Annotated in this window: 14 protein-coding genes and 1 other RNA gene; 4 read left to right on the top strand and 11 right to left on the bottom strand. The window is 64.3% G+C overall.

Annotated features, from left to right (window positions below; all coding sequences use genetic code 11):
• The first annotated feature begins 259 nt into the window (after positions 1 to 259).
• Positions 260 to 613: a transfer-messenger RNA gene (gene ssrA, locus GBJ34_RS00430) on the top strand.
• A gap of 107 nt (positions 614 to 720) precedes the next feature.
• On the opposite strand, the gene GBJ34_RS00425 is transcribed toward ssrA, so the two are convergent.
• The 3 genes from GBJ34_RS00425 to GBJ34_RS00415 all read right to left on the bottom strand — a co-directional run bounded on the left by GBJ34_RS00425 (position 721) and on the right by GBJ34_RS00415 (position 4,149).
• On the bottom strand, positions 721 to 2,085 hold the full coding sequence (locus tag GBJ34_RS00425) for a cytochrome P450 (protein WP_151717277.1): 1,365 nt from the start codon (positions 2,083 to 2,085) through the stop codon (positions 721 to 723).
• The gene (locus tag GBJ34_RS00420; protein ID WP_151717276.1) at positions 2,082 to 3,317 is read right to left on the bottom strand and encodes a hypothetical protein; all 1,236 of its coding nucleotides are present in this window, start codon (positions 3,315 to 3,317) and stop codon (positions 2,082 to 2,084) included. The genes GBJ34_RS00425 and GBJ34_RS00420 overlap by 4 nt, the downstream gene beginning before the upstream one ends.
• Positions 3,318 to 3,390: 73 nt before the next feature.
• Entirely contained in the window at positions 3,391 to 4,149 is a 759-nt protein-coding gene (locus GBJ34_RS00415; RefSeq protein ID WP_151717275.1) for a cytochrome c biogenesis CcdA family protein, read from the bottom strand.
• Between the two features lie 114 nt (positions 4,150 to 4,263).
• On the opposite strand from GBJ34_RS00415, the gene GBJ34_RS00410 reads away from it, so the two are divergent.
• On the top strand, positions 4,264 to 4,524 hold the full coding sequence (locus GBJ34_RS00410) for a sulfurtransferase TusA family protein (RefSeq protein WP_151717274.1): 261 nt from the start codon (positions 4,264 to 4,266) through the stop codon (positions 4,522 to 4,524).
• A 96-nt stretch (positions 4,525 to 4,620) separates the two neighbouring features.
• Here the strand turns inward: GBJ34_RS00410 and GBJ34_RS00405 are convergent, their stop codons facing one another.
• The 7 genes from GBJ34_RS00405 to GBJ34_RS00375 form a co-directional block, all read right to left on the bottom strand.
• Positions 4,621 to 7,509 (bottom strand): Rne/Rng family ribonuclease, encoded by a 2,889-nt coding sequence (locus tag GBJ34_RS00405; RefSeq protein ID WP_151717302.1) that lies wholly within the window; start codon positions 7,507 to 7,509, stop codon positions 4,621 to 4,623.
• Between the two features lie 501 nt (positions 7,510 to 8,010).
• Entirely contained in the window at positions 8,011 to 8,922 is a 912-nt protein-coding gene (locus GBJ34_RS00400) for a hypothetical protein (RefSeq protein WP_151717273.1), read from the bottom strand.
• Between the two features lie 10 nt (positions 8,923 to 8,932).
• Positions 8,933 to 10,258, bottom strand: coding sequence for a sigma-54-dependent transcriptional regulator (locus GBJ34_RS00395; protein ID WP_151717272.1), 1,326 nt, complete (start codon positions 10,256 to 10,258; stop codon positions 8,933 to 8,935).
• Between the two features lie 7 nt (positions 10,259 to 10,265).
• Positions 10,266 to 12,029: a sensor histidine kinase gene (locus GBJ34_RS00390; RefSeq protein WP_151717271.1), complete on the bottom strand. Its 1,764-nt coding sequence runs from the start codon at positions 12,027 to 12,029 to the stop codon at positions 10,266 to 10,268.
• A gap of 49 nt (positions 12,030 to 12,078) precedes the next feature.
• Positions 12,079 to 12,747 carry a phosphoribosylformylglycinamidine synthase subunit PurQ gene (gene purQ, locus GBJ34_RS00385; protein ID WP_151717270.1) on the bottom strand — a complete coding sequence of 223 codons (669 nt, stop codon included), beginning with the start codon at positions 12,745 to 12,747 and terminating at the stop codon, positions 12,079 to 12,081.
• 513 nt (positions 12,748 to 13,260) lie between these two features.
• Positions 13,261 to 13,500 (bottom strand): phosphoribosylformylglycinamidine synthase subunit PurS, encoded by a 240-nt coding sequence (gene purS, locus GBJ34_RS00380; RefSeq protein WP_151717269.1) that lies wholly within the window; start codon positions 13,498 to 13,500, stop codon positions 13,261 to 13,263.
• Positions 13,501 to 13,511: 11 nt separating this feature from the next.
• Positions 13,512 to 14,273: a phosphoribosylaminoimidazolesuccinocarboxamide synthase gene (locus GBJ34_RS00375; protein ID WP_151717268.1), complete on the bottom strand. Its 762-nt coding sequence runs from the start codon at positions 14,271 to 14,273 to the stop codon at positions 13,512 to 13,514.
• Between the two features lie 273 nt (positions 14,274 to 14,546).
• Between GBJ34_RS00375 and GBJ34_RS00370 the strand changes: the two genes are divergently transcribed.
• Positions 14,547 to 14,861: a DUF1476 domain-containing protein gene (locus tag GBJ34_RS00370; protein WP_151717267.1), complete on the top strand. Its 315-nt coding sequence runs from the start codon at positions 14,547 to 14,549 to the stop codon at positions 14,859 to 14,861.
• Positions 14,862 to 14,966: 105 nt separating this feature from the next.
• Here the strand turns inward: GBJ34_RS00370 and GBJ34_RS00365 are convergent, their stop codons facing one another.
• Positions 14,967 to 15,506, bottom strand: a complete 540-nt coding sequence (locus GBJ34_RS00365; protein ID WP_151717266.1) for a hypothetical protein — start codon at positions 15,504 to 15,506, stop codon at positions 14,967 to 14,969.
• 197 nt (positions 15,507 to 15,703) lie between these two features.
• Here GBJ34_RS00365 and bmt point away from each other — a divergent pair, with 197 nt between their 5' ends.
• A complete protein-coding gene (bmt, locus tag GBJ34_RS00360) occupies positions 15,704 to 16,660 on the top strand; it encodes a betaine--homocysteine S-methyltransferase (RefSeq protein WP_151717265.1) in 957 nt (318 codons plus the stop codon).
• The last annotated feature ends 4 nt before the right edge of the window (positions 16,661 to 16,664 follow it).

Here is a 16,664-nt window from a genome sequence, read left to right as displayed (position 1 = left end):
CGAAAGGCCCGCGCCTGGATGCGCGGGCCTTTGCATTTTTCTCGCACCGTCACGATGCCGACGCCCGCACGATGCGCAGATCTTCTTGGTGTCGACATCTTCTGGGTTCCGGCGCCTGCTCTGAGCCTGAACCTAACTTCGCTTTGTCCACAGCCCCGCATTACCCGTGCCTTGGGCTTTCCCCCCATCTTCGCCCTGCCAACACATCTGCGCACCTAGCCGACCAAACGCCGCCCCACAGCCCCCAATGACCGCCAGAAGGCTTGCGAAGCATCCCGGAGCCGCCTATATCCAAGCTGTTCGGGTTCGCCCGGACTATGGCGATAAACGCACCTGTAATACGCGGATCGGACCCGGGGGCGGTACCCGGCGGCTCCACCAATACTCGCTCGTTGGGCGCGGAGGGGGCCGAAACAGGATCGACGAACGTCTAAAGAGGCCAGCTTTCGCTCGGTGAGGTACCACCGTTATCGGTCCAAAAGTACAGTTGCCAACGACAACCGTGCTCCGGTGGCTCTGGCTGCGTAAGCAGCTCGGGTAACCGAAACTTAAGCCCTTGCGCTTAGCCGCGTAAGGCGGGGCCCCCAGGAGCCTGGCAACAGAATCCTGGACCTTCCCCCCTTGCCATCCGCTCTCTCGCCTGTGTCTTTGCTGGTCCGTTCTTTTCGCGGCCCTGCTCTGCAGTGACACACGCGAGCCGTGTCGGCACGCTCTGGCGGGTCAGTCGCACCGTGGCGTCAGGCGCAGCCAGATACCGTCCTTGGCACGCACCGTCAGATGCGCCACGGGTTCGGGGATGCGGCCCTCGACCGGCTCCACCCGATAGGCCCGCAGCAGTTGCGCCAGCAGCAGCGGCCCTTCCACCATGGCAAAGCCCGCACCGGGGCAGACGCGCGGCCCTGCGGAGAACGGGATAAACGCCTGACGCAGCCCCTGTTTGCCATTCTCGGTCTCGAACCGCGCGGGGTCAAACTCATCGGGCGCATCCCAGATCCGTTCATGGCGATGCAGATGCCAGGGACTGAGCACGATCTGTGCGCCTTTGGGGGCCTTGCGGTCACGCAGATGCACCGGGCAGCGGGTCTCACGCACCATCATCGGCACGGGCGGGTAAAGCCGCAGCGCCTCGCGGAACACCGCGCGGGCGATTTTCAACCGGCCAAGCTGGCCGAAATCATCGGGGCCGGTCAGGTTCGCCACCGCCTCTTCCGCCACGCGATCCTGCCATTCGGGATGGGTCGCCAGCAGATACAGCGCCCATGCCAGGGCCGAGGCCGAGGTCTCATGCCCGGCCAGAAAGAAGATCGCCACCTGATCGACCATCTCGGCAGTGTCGAACCGCTGGCCGGTCTTGGGATCGGGCAGCGACATGATCTTGGTCGCCAGATCATCAGGCGCGGTGCCCGCCGCCAGTTCTGCGGCGCGGTCCGTGGTCAATTGCGTGATCAGCGCCCGGATCTTCGCCGCCGTGCGCCTGGTCTCGCGCTTGTGAAAGCGCGGGAACCAGCCGGGCAGCGGCAGGAAGGCCCCCAGATTGACCACCGGCTGGGTCTTCTGATGGGCGCGGAATTCGTGGAACACCGCCGCCGCGATCTCGTTCTCGATCGGGATGGAGAACAGCGTGCGAAAGATCACATCCGCCGCCGCATGGCTGGTTTCCAGCTCCATCTCATGCGCGCCACCATCGGCCTTGAGCGCAAGACGCGACACCATCGCAGCCCCGGCAGCCCAGATCGCCGGAAATGTGTCGCGCAAGCGCCCGCCCTCGAAGGCCGGGTCAATGATGCGGCGCTGATGTTCCCATGTCTCGCCATTGGTGACGAAGACCGAATTGCCCAGCAGCGGCGTCAACCCCTCACGGATGCGGTCGGATTTCGGGAAATCAGCCGGACAATCCTTTAGCACCAGATCGACCAGCGCCGGGTCATTGCACATATAGCTGCGGAAGAACGGCGTGCGAAATTCGGCCATCCAGGCCCGATACAGCCGCGCGGGTTGCGCCGACAGGATATCCTGCCGGAACAGTTGCAGATACCGCCAGAGCGAGACCTTGTCGGGGCGAGAGGCGGGTTTGGGCGGGGTCATGCCACTGTGGTATAGCGGTTCACCGCCCGGTCAATGCGGCTTTTCGACTGCGGCCGGTCGCCAAAGCGCTGATGCAGCGTCAAAGGCCCCGCCGTCACGCGGAAATAATCATAATCCGCGATGCCGCCGGGCAGGTTGTCAAAGGCGCAAAGATACTGGAAATGCAGCCGGAAATAGCGCCGGCGCAGGGTGTTCCATGTCTCGGGGCGCAGGGTCTGGCTGAAGGCCGCCGAAAAGATCAGCGGCCAGATCTGACCTTGCGGGGCAACGCCCGACACAGCAACAGGATCACACAGCGCGAAGGCGCAGCCATCGCCGGGGGCGGTGACATCGACCCATGTCAGTTCATCCCGGGTGGACAGATAGGCCAGATCACCGCGCAGACGCCGCGCCTCGGGCAGAAAGCTGACCATGGGCACCACCTGCCCCAGCGACAAGAAGGACAGCGCAGGCCTGCCCTCCGGCATCCCTTCGCGGATCAGATCGGCAAGGATCGACACCGCCAGATGCGCGCCCGAGGAATGGCCGACCACCAGCACCTCGTCATAGGGGCCTTGCAGCGCCGCCGCGATCTCCATCCGGAAGGCCGCCATCCGCGCCTCCAGGGGCACCGGATTGGCCCCCTTGGCCTGCGCCGAATAGGCGTAATCATGCATCAGGTAATAGGCAAAGATCCGGTTATCGTGCCGCTTGAACCAGCGCAGGATCAGATAGCCGACGGTCAGCCCGGTGCCGGTGCCGATCATATGGCCCGGCGGCCCCGGCAGCAGCCAGACCCCGCCGCGCCACAGCCCGATGCCCACCAGAACCGCAAGCAGAAGCTGCAACAGCAACGCAAAGATCGGGTAAAGGGCGGCAATGATCGGCCCCTGCCGCAGCCGCATCAGCCGGAACAGCGCGCCCGAGCCGATATAGGCCCAGGCCGTGCGGATCAGTTGCAGATATGTGGCAGGGATCGACGCCCCCATGGAATCGCGCACGATATCCGACCAGACCAGCACCTCGATATCGGTCTCGACCGCGCGGCCCTCCATCTCGGTGCGGATCTGCCAGCCATAGGGGCCGGGCACCCGCTTGGGGCGTAGCTCCAGCGCAAAGCCCGAAAGCGCGGCCTGCGCCGCGCCTTCCTTGCGATACAGCTCACGGTAGCGCCGGGGATGAATCGGATCATAGCCGGGAATGTAGAAGACCCGACGCCGGAACGCGCTTTCCCTTTCGCCTGCCTGCGGCATCACCACTCCCTGCCCACTCAAACCCGGATTACTGTCACAATCGGGCTAAAATAGGGTGAATGCCGCCCCGGTTTCAACCAATGGCCCCCAGCGAGGGGAAGGTATCCAGCAGGAAGAACGAAAAGGCCGATAGCGCCCCGGTGAACAGCGCAAGGCCGACAAGGATCAGCAGGGCACCCATCACCCGCTCGATGAGCCGCATATGCGGCTTCAGCCGGTTCATCAGTCCTATCGCGCGTTCGATGAACAGGGCCGCCAGCAGGAAGGGCACACCCAGACCCACCGCATAGACCGCAAGCAGCGTGGTCCCGCGCGAGATGCTGCCTTCACTGGCCGCAAGCGACAGGATCGCGCTCAGCTGCGGTCCAATGCAAGGCGTCCAGCCAAAGGCGAAGGCAAGGCCCAGAAGATAGGCCCCAAAGGCGCTGCCTCCCCTGTCGCCCGCATCCAGCCGCGCCTCACGATCCAGCAGCGGAATGCGGAAAACGCCCAGAAAATGCAGGCCCAGAACGATGACGAAAACGCCAGAGGCTTTGGCCAGAATCTCCTGATATTGCAGGAAAAACACGCCGAAGGCCGAGGCCGCGAAGCCAAGGATCAGAAAGACCGTCGAAAGGCCGAGCACGAAGAACAAGGCGGGCAGCAGCAGTTGCAGCCGCCCCTTCTGCCCGCCGCCCTCGCGTAGTTCGGTCATCGACAATCCGCTCATATAGGCCAGATAGGGTGGCACGATGGGCAGCACGCAGGGGCTTGCGAAGGAGACGATCCCCGCAAGCAGCGCCATCAGCATCGAAGGCGCAAGCCCCGCCGCAAAGAAATCAAATTCGATCATGCCCAGTGCTTAGGTCTCTTGACGGTTGTTTTCCCCTCATAGCGCAAGCACCCTGCCCCGTCACCGGGACGTTCTGTCACTTCCCCGTGGGCGGGAATGGGCGTATCAGGGCGCATGGATTATGATGTGGATCTGGATTGCGAGGGGCTTTTGTGCCCGCTGCCGGTCTTGCGCGCGCGCAAACGGTTGATCGCCATGGCCCCCGGTCAGGTGCTGCGGCTGCGGGCAACCGATGCCATGGCCGCGATCGATCTGCCGCATTTCTGCGCCCAGACCGGGCATGACTATCTGGGGGCAAAGGCCTTTGACGGCACCACCGCGCATTTCCTGCGCCGCGGCGCAAGGCTGGATGTGGAAGATCAAGCGGCAAGTTGAGGCCTGGCCCGACGGTTCGCCAGATCAGATGAGGCAGAACAAAAACGCCGGGCAAATCGCCCGGCGTTTTTCATGTCTCTGGCAGGTGTCAGCGTCTTAGCGCGACCACCACCCCTTGCGGCGCTCTTTCGGGGCGGCGTCCTCGGCAGGATCCGGGCGGACCGTCTCGGCCACCGGCGTCAGGCCCGGATCGGCTTGCAGCACCGGCTGTTCGGCCACAGGTGCAGCTTCCGTCACAACGGCATCAACCGGCGCTTCAGGCACATCGGCGACAGGTTCGGCGGTCGCGGGTCCCGTCGCGGCAGGCGCGGCCGCCGCAGGCTTGGCCTTGGCGCGGGACGAAGATTTGGCCGGGGCCTTGATCTTGGCCCCCTCGGGCTTATCCCCTTCGGCCTTGGCTTTGCCCGCTGCGGTCTTGGCGCTGCTGCTGCGCGCGCGACTGGATTTCGGCTTTTCTGCCGTCCCCTCTTCGCCATCCGCAGCCCCACCTGTTGTGGCATCGGCCTCAGCCGTCCCGGCCTCGGCAGCTTTCGCCTTGCTGGCCGCAGATTTCGACGCAGCGCCGGACTTGCTGCGGCTGGAGCCGGACTTGGCCTTGGCAGGCTTGGCCTCCGCTGCGGCCTCGGGGCCAGCATCTGCCGCCGCCTCGACCGCGACCTCGGTGACTTGGGCCACAATGGCAACCTCGGTCACAGCGGTTTCGGCCAGCGGCGCAGCCGCGTCAGCGGCCCCTTCGGCATCGTCAGGGACACCTTCGCCCTCATCGTCCGAGCTGCCATTCTCGCCGAATTCCTTCGACTTGCCACCCCGACGGCGCGGACGGCGACGGCGCTTTTTCTTGCTGCCATTGCCATTGCCCGAACCGGCCTCGCCGCCCTCAGACTCCTCGCCCTCATCCTCGGCATCTTCTTCGGTGTCGAGTTCGGCCTCGATCAGATCGTCTTCGTCTTCCTCGATCTCGGCGCCCATGAACGCGGCCGAGCCGGAAATCGCAGCCGTCGGTTCCGGCACCACGCGGATCGCGGTCTTGAACTTCTCGATGCTGTAATCGGGCGAGACCAGATGCGCATCGGCCTCCATCCGCACGGCCATGCCGTAACGTGCCTCGATCAGCGCGATATGCTCGCGCTTGTGGTTGATCAGATAGTTGATCACCGCGACCGGCGCCTTCAGCAGCACTTCCTTGCTGCGCTTGCGGGTGCCCTCTTCTTCCAGCGCGCGCAGGATGGTCAGCGCAAGACTGTCATCCGAACGGATCAAGCCGGTGCCATGGCAATGGGCGCAGGGCTGCGTGGTGGATTCGAGCATCCCCGGGCGCAGACGCTGGCGCGACATCTCCATCAGGCCAAAGCCCGAGATACGGCCGACCTGAATGCGCGCGCGGTCGGTTTTCAGCTTATCTTTCAGACGCTTCTCGACAGCGGCGTTGTTGCGACGCTCTTCCATGTCGATGAAGTCGATGACGATCAGACCGGCGAGGTCGCGCAGACGCAGCTGGCGAGCCACTTCCTCGGCGGCCTCCAGGTTGGTTTTGAGCGCGGTATCCTCGATCGAGCCTTCCTTGGTGGCCCGGCCAGAGTTCACGTCGATCGCCACCAGCGCCTCGGTGACACCGATCACGATATAGCCGCCCGATTTCAGCTGCACGGTCGGGTTGAACATGCCCGAGAGGTAGCTTTCCACCTGATGGCGGGCAAAGAGCGGCGTATCGCCATTGTAGCGCTGCACGACACGCGATTGCGTCGGCATGATCATGCGCATGAAATCCTTGGCGGTGCGGTAGCCCGCCTCGCCTTCCACAAGGATCTCGTCGATCTCGCGGTTGTGCAGGTCGCGGATCGCGCGCTTGATCAGGTTGCCCTCTTCATAGATCGGCGCAGGCGCGATGGATTTCAGCGTGAGTTCGCGGATCTCTTCCCAGAGCCGCATGAGGTATTCGTAATCGCGCTGGATCTCTTGCTTGGTGCGTTTGGCACCTGCCGTGCGGATGATGAGGCCCGCGCCTTCCGGCACCTCCATTTCGCCCGCGATCTCTTTCAGCTTCTTGCGATCCGCAGCCTGGGTGATCTTGCGCGAAATGCCGCCACCGCGCGCGGTGTTGGGCATCAGCACGCAGTAGCGGCCCGCCAGCGACAGATAGGTGGTCAGCGCCGCCCCCTTGTTGCCGCGCTCTTCCTTCACCACCTGCACCAGCATGATCTGGCGCACCTTCACCACTTCCTGGATCTTGTAGCGGCGGGCACGCGGCTTGCGCGGGGCGCGGATCTCTTCGGCGACGTCCTCTTCCGCAATCGATTCGATTTCCTCATCGATATCGGCGGCATGATCGAGCGCCTTGTAAGGCCGGGCCTCCGCACGGTCTTCGGTGCTGCGGTCATCATGGGCGGCTGCAACGGCGGGCGCTGCTGCGATATCCGCCACCGCCTCAACCTCGGCATCGTCGCTCAGGTCGATGACATCCATGCCACCAATGCGCGACACCGGATCAACCGGCATGGCCTCGACCGACGCTGCCGTCTCGACAGCCGATATCTCGACAGCCGATGAGGCCGCATCTTCGGCCACCACATCAGATGCGGGCGCGTCACCGACGATCACCGCATCCTCGATCTTCGCGGGCTGTGCCGGGCGCGGGCCACGGTCATTGCGCGGCCCATTGCGACGGGGGCGGTTCTCTTCCTCTTCCTCGGCGCGCGCCAAGGCACGCTCTTCTTCCAGCAGCGCCTTACGGTCCGCGACCGGGATCTGGTAATAATCGGGATGGATTTCCGCGAAGGCGAGGAAGCCGTGGCGATTGCCGCCGTAATCCACAAAGGCCGCCTGCAGCGACGGCTCTACCCGCGTGACTTTCGCGAGGTAGATATTTCCCTGCAATTGCCGCTTGTTTACTGTCTCAAAGTCGAATTCCTCGACCTTGTTGCCGTCCACCACAACGACCCGTGTCTCTTCCGGGTGGGTGGCGTCGATGAGCATTTTCTTTGCCATGATGTTCCATTGCGCCATGGCCCGCCCCTCCTCCCGGTGAGGCTGTCGGGACAAGTCCCGGCGGAGCCTCCGCAGAGGATGGATCGGACGGATGGCGGCTTGTTTGGGCGTGATGGCGCGATGCACAAGGGGCGAGGCGGCCCATGGGCACCCCGTTCTTCCTCAGGTCATCTCTCGCACGCATCATCGCGTTTCTTGTTCCCGGGCGCTTGCGCACCACTATTCACGGGTGCTTGCGCACCGCTTTCGATATGGCACCCCGGCACAGACCAAACTGGCACAGGCCGGGGCGGCAAAATTCTGGCCTTTCGGCCTGTCGATCTGCGCGGAAAGCCGCTTTCGGACCTGTGGCCCGAACCGCGAAACCCGCAGCGAAATTGAGGACGTGGCCCGATTTATGTCAGGAAAACCCACGTTCCATGACAATAAGGGCAGCCCGCGCCAAAACACAATGGCAAATTTTCGCGGACCCCATGCAACCCTTGCGGGCATGTCGGGGGCTTAGCGCAGCGCCTCGGAGCAGTTGTAGTCCAGCGCCCCATCCAGTGATGCCGGGCAGATTGCGCGCGCCGCGCGATCCCACATTTCCTCGGGCATGGTGTTATCGGCTGATTGCCAGTTCCCTGCGGCCAGCGGCAATCCAAGCGCCTGCCCCGCGGCCCAAAGATCCAGGATGTCAAAACGCAGATCGCGCAGCGAAAGCTGCCCCGGCGTGGCGAGTGGGGCAAGGCCCAGCTTGACCACGGTGCCGCCTCCAATCCCCGACAGCGACGGATTGTCCCGCAAGGCGGCCTCTACCACGCCGGGTTCGGACAGGTAATAGGGGGCGGCCGCAATCACCAGATAATCCACAGTGGTAACCTCTGCGCGCTCCGCCTGCGTCAGCAACTTTTGCACCATTTCGCTGGAGGGGTTGGCTTGCGGATGCCACCAACGTTCCAACGGCAATTGGCGCAGATCCAGCGATTCTGTCAGATCCAAGCCCGAAAGCGCGTCTGCGGGCAGCACCAGCGCACCCGCCTCCCAGGCCCCGCGCAGCACCGCCTCGCAGGCGTGATAGCTGCAATTGCGCGGCGCGATCATCAGCACCTTGCGGCTGTCCAGCGCGGGCGGCGTGCCCGTCACCTCATGCCGCTCCATCCGCCACAGCTGCACCGCCTGCCAGCCCTGCGACAGCAAGGGCACACCGACCGCCAGAACCAGCACAACCAGCAGCATCCGGCCAAGAACCCGCCATTTGCGCAGGATCGCCAGCACGATCACCACAAGCAACAAGGCACCGTAAGCCGCAAGCGACAGCAGCGCCCAGATCAGCCCGTCATAACAGCCCTGCCCCAGACATTCCGCCCGCGCCGCCTGCGGCAGCAGGCCGATGCCAAGCGCGATCAGGCCAAGGGCGGCAAGGCTGCGCATCCGGCCGCGCTCAGGTATAATCGCCGCGCGACAAGCCGTATTTCGCCATTTTCTCGTTCAGGGTGCGCCGCGGCAGGCACAATTCTTCCATCACCGCGACGATACTGCCCTTGTGGCGGCGCATCGTATTGTCGATCAGCATCCGCTCGAACGCGTCGACATAATCCTTCAGCGGCTTGCCCTCGGTGGTCAGTGCCGGCCCCGAGGCCTCGTTATCCGCCATCAGCAGCGACGCGATGGAGCCCGACCCCCGGCGGTTTTGCAACACAGCGCGTTCGGCAATATTCACCAGCTGGCGCACATTGCCCGGCCACGGCGCTTGCAACAGCTGCGCCGCCTCCTGCGCGGTCAGCGCCGGCGCATCGCAGCCATATTCCTCGGCGAACTGTTCCGACAGCCGGGTGAACAGCGTCAGGATATCCTCGCCGCGCAGCCGCAAGGGCGGCAGCACGATGGTCATGGCACCAAGGCGATAATAGAGATCCGAGCGCAGGATATCTTCCAGCGTCTTGTCGGGCGCATGTTCGTTGCAGATCGCGATGATCCGCGTCTCGGGCGGGGTGCCCTGCTCGTTGATCACGGTCAGCAGCCGCGATTGCAGCGGATGGCTCAGCGCCTCGATATCCTCAAGGCACAGCGTGCCACCACGCGCTTCCTCGATCAGCGGCACACCATCTTCCGACGGGCCGAACAGCTTGGCCGCCAACTGATCCTCGGACCAGGCCGCGCAGGATACCGTCACGAACTTCTTCGATGCCCGCGGCCCCACGGCGTGCAAGGCATGGGCCACCAGCGTCTTGCCGGTGCCGGTCTCACCATCGATCAGCACATGGCTGTCGGCCTGCCCCAGATCAAGGATATCCTCACGCAGCCGCTCCATCGCGGGGCTCGCGCCGATCAGCTTTTTCATGATGGTGGAGCCATCCGACAGCTCCTTGCGTAGCGCCCGGTTGTCGAGCGTCATGCGGCGGTTCTGCGTCGCGCGCTTGGCCAGTTCGGTCATGCGATCGGGGTTGAACGGCTTTTCCAGAAAATCAAAGGCCCCCAGCCGCATCGCCTCTACCGCCATCGGCACATCGCCGTGGCCGGTGATCATGATGACGGGCAGCGAGCTGTCCATGCCCATCAGCCGCTTCAGGAAGGCCATGCCATCCATGCCCGGCATCCGGATATCGCTGACAATGGCACCCGGGAAATCCGGGCCAATGGCCCCAAGCGCCTCTTCGGCGCTGCCATAGGTTTCGGTGTCAAATCCCGAAAGGGCCAGCCACTGGCTGATCGATTGCCGCATATCGGCCTCGTCATCGACGATGGCGACTTTCATAGCTCGGGCCATATGGTCCTCATTCTGCTGCCTTGGCTTGCCCGTCCAATATGGGGAGCTGGACCTCGAATACAGCCCCCCCGCCTTCCGCGTTGCGCGCGGTCAGCCGGCCGCCAAGATCGGTGACGATCCCCGATGAAATGGCAAGGCCAAGGCCCACCCCCTCACCGGGTTTCTTTGTGGTGTAGAACGGCTCGAACACGTTTTCGAGCTCGCGGATGCCGTGGCCATTGTCGCGCACGGTCAGCGTCGCGGTTTCGCCCGCCGACAGCATCAGGTCGATCTGCGGCGCACGGCTGTCCTTGGTGGCATCCAGCGCATTGCGCAGCAGGTTGATGATCACCTGCTCCAGCCGGATGCGATCGGCCATGACCATGACCGGCTGGCGCGGCACGCTGCGGATGATGCGCACGACGCGCGCCTTCAGCTGCGGCTCCATCATCGCCAGCGCATTGGAGACCGAGGCGCGCATATCCACCTGCTCGAAGGCCTCGCCGCCCTTGCGGGCATAGGATTTCAACTGCCTTGTGATCGCGCCCATCCGGTCGATCAGATCGTCGATGCGCTGGAAGGACGACAGGGCCTCATCCGGGCGCTTGCGCTGCAACAAGAGGCGCGCCCCCGCCAGATAGGTCTTCATCGCGGCGAGGGGCTGGTTCAGCTCATGGCTGACCGCCGCCGACATCTCGCCCAAAGCGGCCAGTTTCGACGATTGCGCCAGTGTCAGCTCGGCCACTTCAAGGTTCTTCTGCACCTTTTCGCGCTCGGCAATCTCGCGTTGCAGCCGCGCGTTCAGCATCCGCAGCTCGGCGCTTTCGCGCTGGAATGTCACGCTTTGCGACCAGGCCCTGCGCGACAGCATGTAGAAGGTCACCGCCAGCAAGATGGCAAAGCCCATGATCTCCAGCGCCAGAACGCCATTCACCTTCTCGCGCACCGAATCATAGGCGGTGAAGGTCATCATGCGCCAACCGCGAAAGGCCACGCGGGTATCGGTTTTCATCACCGCTTCGCCCGCGACATAGGCATCCGGCGGCTCCTGCGCCCAGTCGGCCGCCCCCTGCAAGGCGCGCCGGATGGCCGATGGCACGTCGCGGGCCTGAAGCGCCTGATCCAGCGGCAGGCCGCGCCAGCGCGGCTCGGTCGCAAGCAGCACCACCCCCTCGCTGTCAGTGACCAGAACCGCATCCTGCAATCCGGCCCAGGCGCGCTCATATTTCACCAGATCGACCGCGACGACGATGACACCGACCACCTGATTGTCAGAGCGGATCGCGCGGGAATAGGTGAAATCGAACCCGAAAGCCTCACGCGGGGCCACGGTAAAGATGGTGTCATTCACCCGCTGCGCATCGATGAATTGCGGGGCCCCGCGCAGCGATTCGCCAAGCTGGTGACGATTGGTCGCCCCCACCACCCGGCCCTCGCGGTCCAGCAGCACGATCGAGGCCGCACCGATCTCGGCCTGGAACGAGATCAGCCGCGCCGAGGTGGTGGAATATTCCTTGCGCTCCAACGCGCCGATCAGTTCAGGGTCGCGCGCCAACAACAAGGGCACGACCGAGGTCCGCTGCAATTCCGAGATCATATTGCCGGAATAAAGCGCCAGCCGCAGCTCGGCCCGGTTGCGCGTCACCTCGGTAAAGCGCTCCGACAGCCAGCGATTGGTGCCCAGCACCACCGCAACGGCCAGAACGATCAGCAGCACCACGACCAGCTTGACGCGCCAGGTGATGCCCGGCGCGCGACTGTCCTTGTCCTGCGTGTTCATGCTGTCCAACATTGCGCCCACATTAGGCGCGCAGCCATAGGGGCCTCAAGGCCCGGCAAGATCAGGCCAGCGCCATCTTGCCGATCAGCGCCTTGAACAAGGTCGCACCATCGGCACCGCCTTGCAGATCCTCGACCACACGCTCCGGGTGCGGCATCATCCCCAGCACGCGGCGGTTCTCGGACAGGAGGCCCGCAATATCGGCCATGGAGCCGTTGGGATTTGCGGCATAACGGAAGGCCACGCGATCCTCACCCTCGATCCGCGCCAGGGTCTCGGCATCGACGGTATAGTTGCCGTCATGATGCGCAACCGGCACACGGATGCGATGGCCCTGGGTGAAGCCCGCGGTGAAATCGGATGCGGTGGTTGCCACGTCCAGCTCCACCACCTTGCAGATGAACTTGAGGCCGGCATTGCGCATCAGCGCACCCGGCAGCAGCCGCATCTCGGTCAGAACCTGAAAGCCGTTGCAGATGCCGATGACATAGCCGCCACGATCGGCATGGGCCTTGACCGCAGCCGCAATCGGCGACTGCGCCGCAATCGCCCCACAGCGCAGATAGTCGCCAAAGGAAAAGCCGCCCGGCACGCCCACGATATCGACGCCCGCAGGCAATGCGCTGTCCTTGTGCCAGACCCGCACGACCTCGGCCCCGGCCTTCTCGAAGGCCACAGCCAGATCACGGTCGCAGTTGGAGCCGGGGAAGGTGACGACGGCGGCTTTCATGCAGGCATCCTTTCAGGCTGTCCGGGCGGGCACACACAAGCAGGGCCTGCGGCCGGTTTGCGCCAGCCCATACCGCAAAGGGCCCCGCGCATCCAGACCCTTCCGCGCAGGCGCCCCGCCTTTTCCCAGCTCCCGCCTTTTCCCAGCTCCCGCCTTTTCATTGCAGCTACCGCTTCATGCCCGCAGCCGCCGCCGGTGCCGCCCGCCCCGCCTTTCCCAAACTCCCCGCGCCCATCAAAACCACCGACATTCTCCACCCGCTCGCCCACGCCTCACCTCCCGCAAGCCCCGCCGCCATCTCCCGCTCAAAGCGCAACGCCCTCCCCTTTGCTGCTTGCCCAAATACTCAATCCTTCGCCCGAGGGCTTCCGGCAAAGCCGGAAGCCCGAGACAAGACCTTGCGCGCGCAAGCGCGCTCCGCCCAAGAAGCCCACGCAGCGCCAGAAGCCCCGCAAACGCAAAAGGGCCGCCGGATCGCCCCGGCGGCCCTTCATCACAGTCGATCCGACAATCTTACAGGATCTCGACCGAATATTTCTCGATCACGGTATTGGCCAACAGCTTTTCGCACATGGCTTTCACCTCGGCCTCGGCCGCCGCCTTGTCGGTCGCCGCCAGATCCAGCTCGATCACCTTGCCTTGCCGCACGGCCTCGACCCCTTCAAAGCCCAGCGTGCCAAGCGCGCGGCGCACGGCCTCGCCCTGCACGTCCAGAACTCCGGTTTTCAGCATCACGGTGACACGCGCTTTCATGGGTCGGCCTCTCAGTTGATCAGGGTCGGCTTCGGGGTATGGGTGACATTGGACGGCAGCACACCAAGGCGCCGCGCCAGTTCGGAATAAACATCGGCCAAGGGCCCCGCCTCGCGCGGCTGGCCCTCGCGGTCGGGCGTATCCAGCCCGCGCAGATCCCACAGCCGGCAGGTATCGGGGCTGATCTCGTCGGCCACGATCAGGCGCATGTAATCGCCTTCCCAGATCCGGCCCAGTTCCAGCCGGAAATCCATCAAGCGCACGCCCACACCCAGCGTGACGCCCGACAGGAAATCGTTCACCCGCAGCGCCAGCGCGATCATGTCGTCCAGATCCTGCTGGTTGGCCCAACCAAATGCGATGATATGCTCTTCCGAGACCAGCGGATTACCCAGCTTTTCGTCCTTGTAGTAATATTCGACGATCGGGCGCGGCAGGCCCATGCCCTCGGGGATGCCAAGGCGCTGCGACAGGCCACCCGCCGCGAAATTGCGCACCACCACCTCAAGCGGCAGGATCTCGGCCATGCGCACCAATTGCTCGCGCATGTTCAGGCGGCGGATGAAATGTGTCGGCACGCCGATGCCATTCAGGCCCGACATGAAAAACTCGCTGAGGCGGTTGTTCAGCACGCCCTTGCCGTCCACGGCAGGCTGGGCCTGCTCGTTCGAGGGGGCGGCATCGTCCTTGAAGTACTGGATCAGGGTGCCCGGTTCCGGCCCTTCGTAAAGGATCTTCGCCTTGCCCTCGTAAACCTTCTTGCGACGTGCCATGAATTTTCCCGAATCGCGTCAGGGACGCAACCCCTCGGGGCCCGTCCTTTCCGCTGCCTATAGTCGAGGCCCCGGCTGCCCGCAAGGTTTGCGGCCCCCCCGGCATGGCCTCTGCCATCGCCCCACCATTCTGCCGCGCCATTTGGCCTGCCATATCCGCGCCTCCGGTGTGACGCAGCCCCTGACCGCTTGACCCTTGCGATAGCGGCGCGGCGCGGGCATATGAAAGGGGAACCCATGACTTTGTTCCGACCTTTTTCAGAGGGCCCGACCATGACCACTTTCAACGACCGCGAAGCCGCGTTCGAGAACAAGTTCGCCCATGACGCCGAGATGCAGTTCAAGGCCGAAGCGCGCCGCAACAAGCTGGTCGGCCTCTGGGCCGCTGAATTGCTTGGCAAATCGGGCGAAGCGGCCAATGACTATGCGCTTTCCGTCGTGATGGCCGATCTCGAAGAGGCCGGCACCGAAGATGTGGTGCGCAAGGTCGCAGCCGATCTGGATGGCAAGGCGAGTGCCGATGACGTGCGCGCCAAACTGACAGAGCTGCTGCCGGTCGCCAAGGCACAGCTGATGTCGGAAATCTGATTTCGAAGCGCGGATTTGGGTGCCCGCCTGCGGCACCGATCCAAAGACAAAAGGGCCGCCCCTCGGGACGGCCCTTTTGCATGAGATGAATATTGGGGGGCGTCCTCAGCCCTTCAGCGCCTTCAGGCACTCCCCCGCCGCGCCATTGGCGGCCGTGATCAGCGCGGTCATGGCGGCATCATCGCCGGCATTGGCCTTTGCCTGATCCTCGGCGGTCACGCCCTGCGCCACAGCAGCGGTGACGCAAGCCGAGAATTGCTGCTTTTGATCTGCGGTCGCATTCGGCACCTGCGCCAAGGCGGCGGCAATATTGGCCTCACGCACCGTATCGACGGTCGACATCGGCGGCAGATCCCGCATCGCGGCGAAATCATCCGAACAGCCATAGGGCTTGCGCAGCGAATTGTTGCCGCCCATCGCCTCGGTTTCACGCTTCAGCAAGGTGTCACAGGCCCAGACCCGGGCGAAATCCGGCATCCGGGTGTTCAGATCGATCCAGATTTCCAGCCCTTCCATGCCATAGACGCCACGCTTGGGATCCACCGGCTCAATTGCCGTGGTGTGATACCACTTGCCGCCCACAACACCCGCCACCGCAACGACCGCCACCACAGCAAAGCCAGCGATCTTGCCAAACACGCCCATGATCTCACCTTTTGTTTACGCAATGCCCGTTTCTTAGGCCAAGCCCTCGGTGAAGTCGACCCACCGCCTTGTGCAAACAAGGCGCGAGCCGCAAGCGCCAGGTTCGCGGACCAGGATCTATCACCGGGATCGGCGATTGCGCCGCCGCGCCCCGCATGGCAAGGGGATAGGCAGGCATTGTTTCCAGGTTCGACAGAATGAGCGATATTCTTTCCAGACTGCTCGAGCAGAACGGCTGGCTGATGGCCGATGGTGCGACCGGAACCACCTTGTTCAACATGGGGCTTCGCGCAGGCACCGCGCCGGAGACATGGAACCTCGACCGCCCCGAGGCGGTGCGCCAGTTGCATAGCGATGCGGTGGCGGCAGGTGCCGATATCTTCCTGACCAACAGTTATGGTGGCAATGCCGCAAGGCTGCGCCAGAGCGGGGCCGAGGCGCCCCTGCGCGATCTGAACCGCGCCGCTGCGGCACTTGGTCGCGACGTGGCCGACGCCGCCGGCCGTCCGGTCGTGGTGGCGGGGTCGATGGGCCCAACCGGCGAGATCATGGCACCGATGGGCCAGATGACCATGGCCCGCGCGACCGAGATCTTTCATGAACAGGCTGCGGCGCTGAAGGAAGGTGGCGTCGATCTGCTCTGGATCGAGACCATCGCCTCATTGGAAGAGTTCCGCGCCGCCGCCGCCGCCGCCGCCCTGGTCGACATGCCCTGGTGCGGGATGATGAGCTTTGACACCGCCGGACGCACCATGATGGGGGTGACGCCCTCTGACCTTGCCGCAGCGGTCGAACGCCTGCCCAATCCGCCACTGGCTTACGGCGCGAATTGCGGCCTTGGCATGTCGGATCTGCTGCGTAGCGTGCTGGGGTTCTTTGCCCAAGGATCTGAACGGCCGGTGATTGCCAAGGGCAATGCCGGGATCCCCCGCTATCAGCATGGCGCGATCCATTACGATGGCACGCCTGAACAGATGGCCGATTATGCCGTGCTGGCCCGCGATGCGGGGGTGCGCATCATCGGCGGCTGCTGCGGGACCGAACCCGCCCATCTGCGGGCAATGCGGGCGGCACTGGAGACCCGCCCCAAGGGGCCGCGCCCGACGCTGGAGGGCATCGTGGCCCGGCTTGGCCCGTTTTCGCCTGCGGCCTGACCGC

Origin of the sequence: Gemmobacter serpentinus, assembly GCF_008973825.1 — a bacterium.
GTDB classification, from domain to species: domain Bacteria; phylum Pseudomonadota; class Alphaproteobacteria; order Rhodobacterales; family Rhodobacteraceae; genus Gemmobacter; species Gemmobacter serpentinus.
This window is presented reverse-complemented; position numbering and strand designations above follow the sequence as displayed.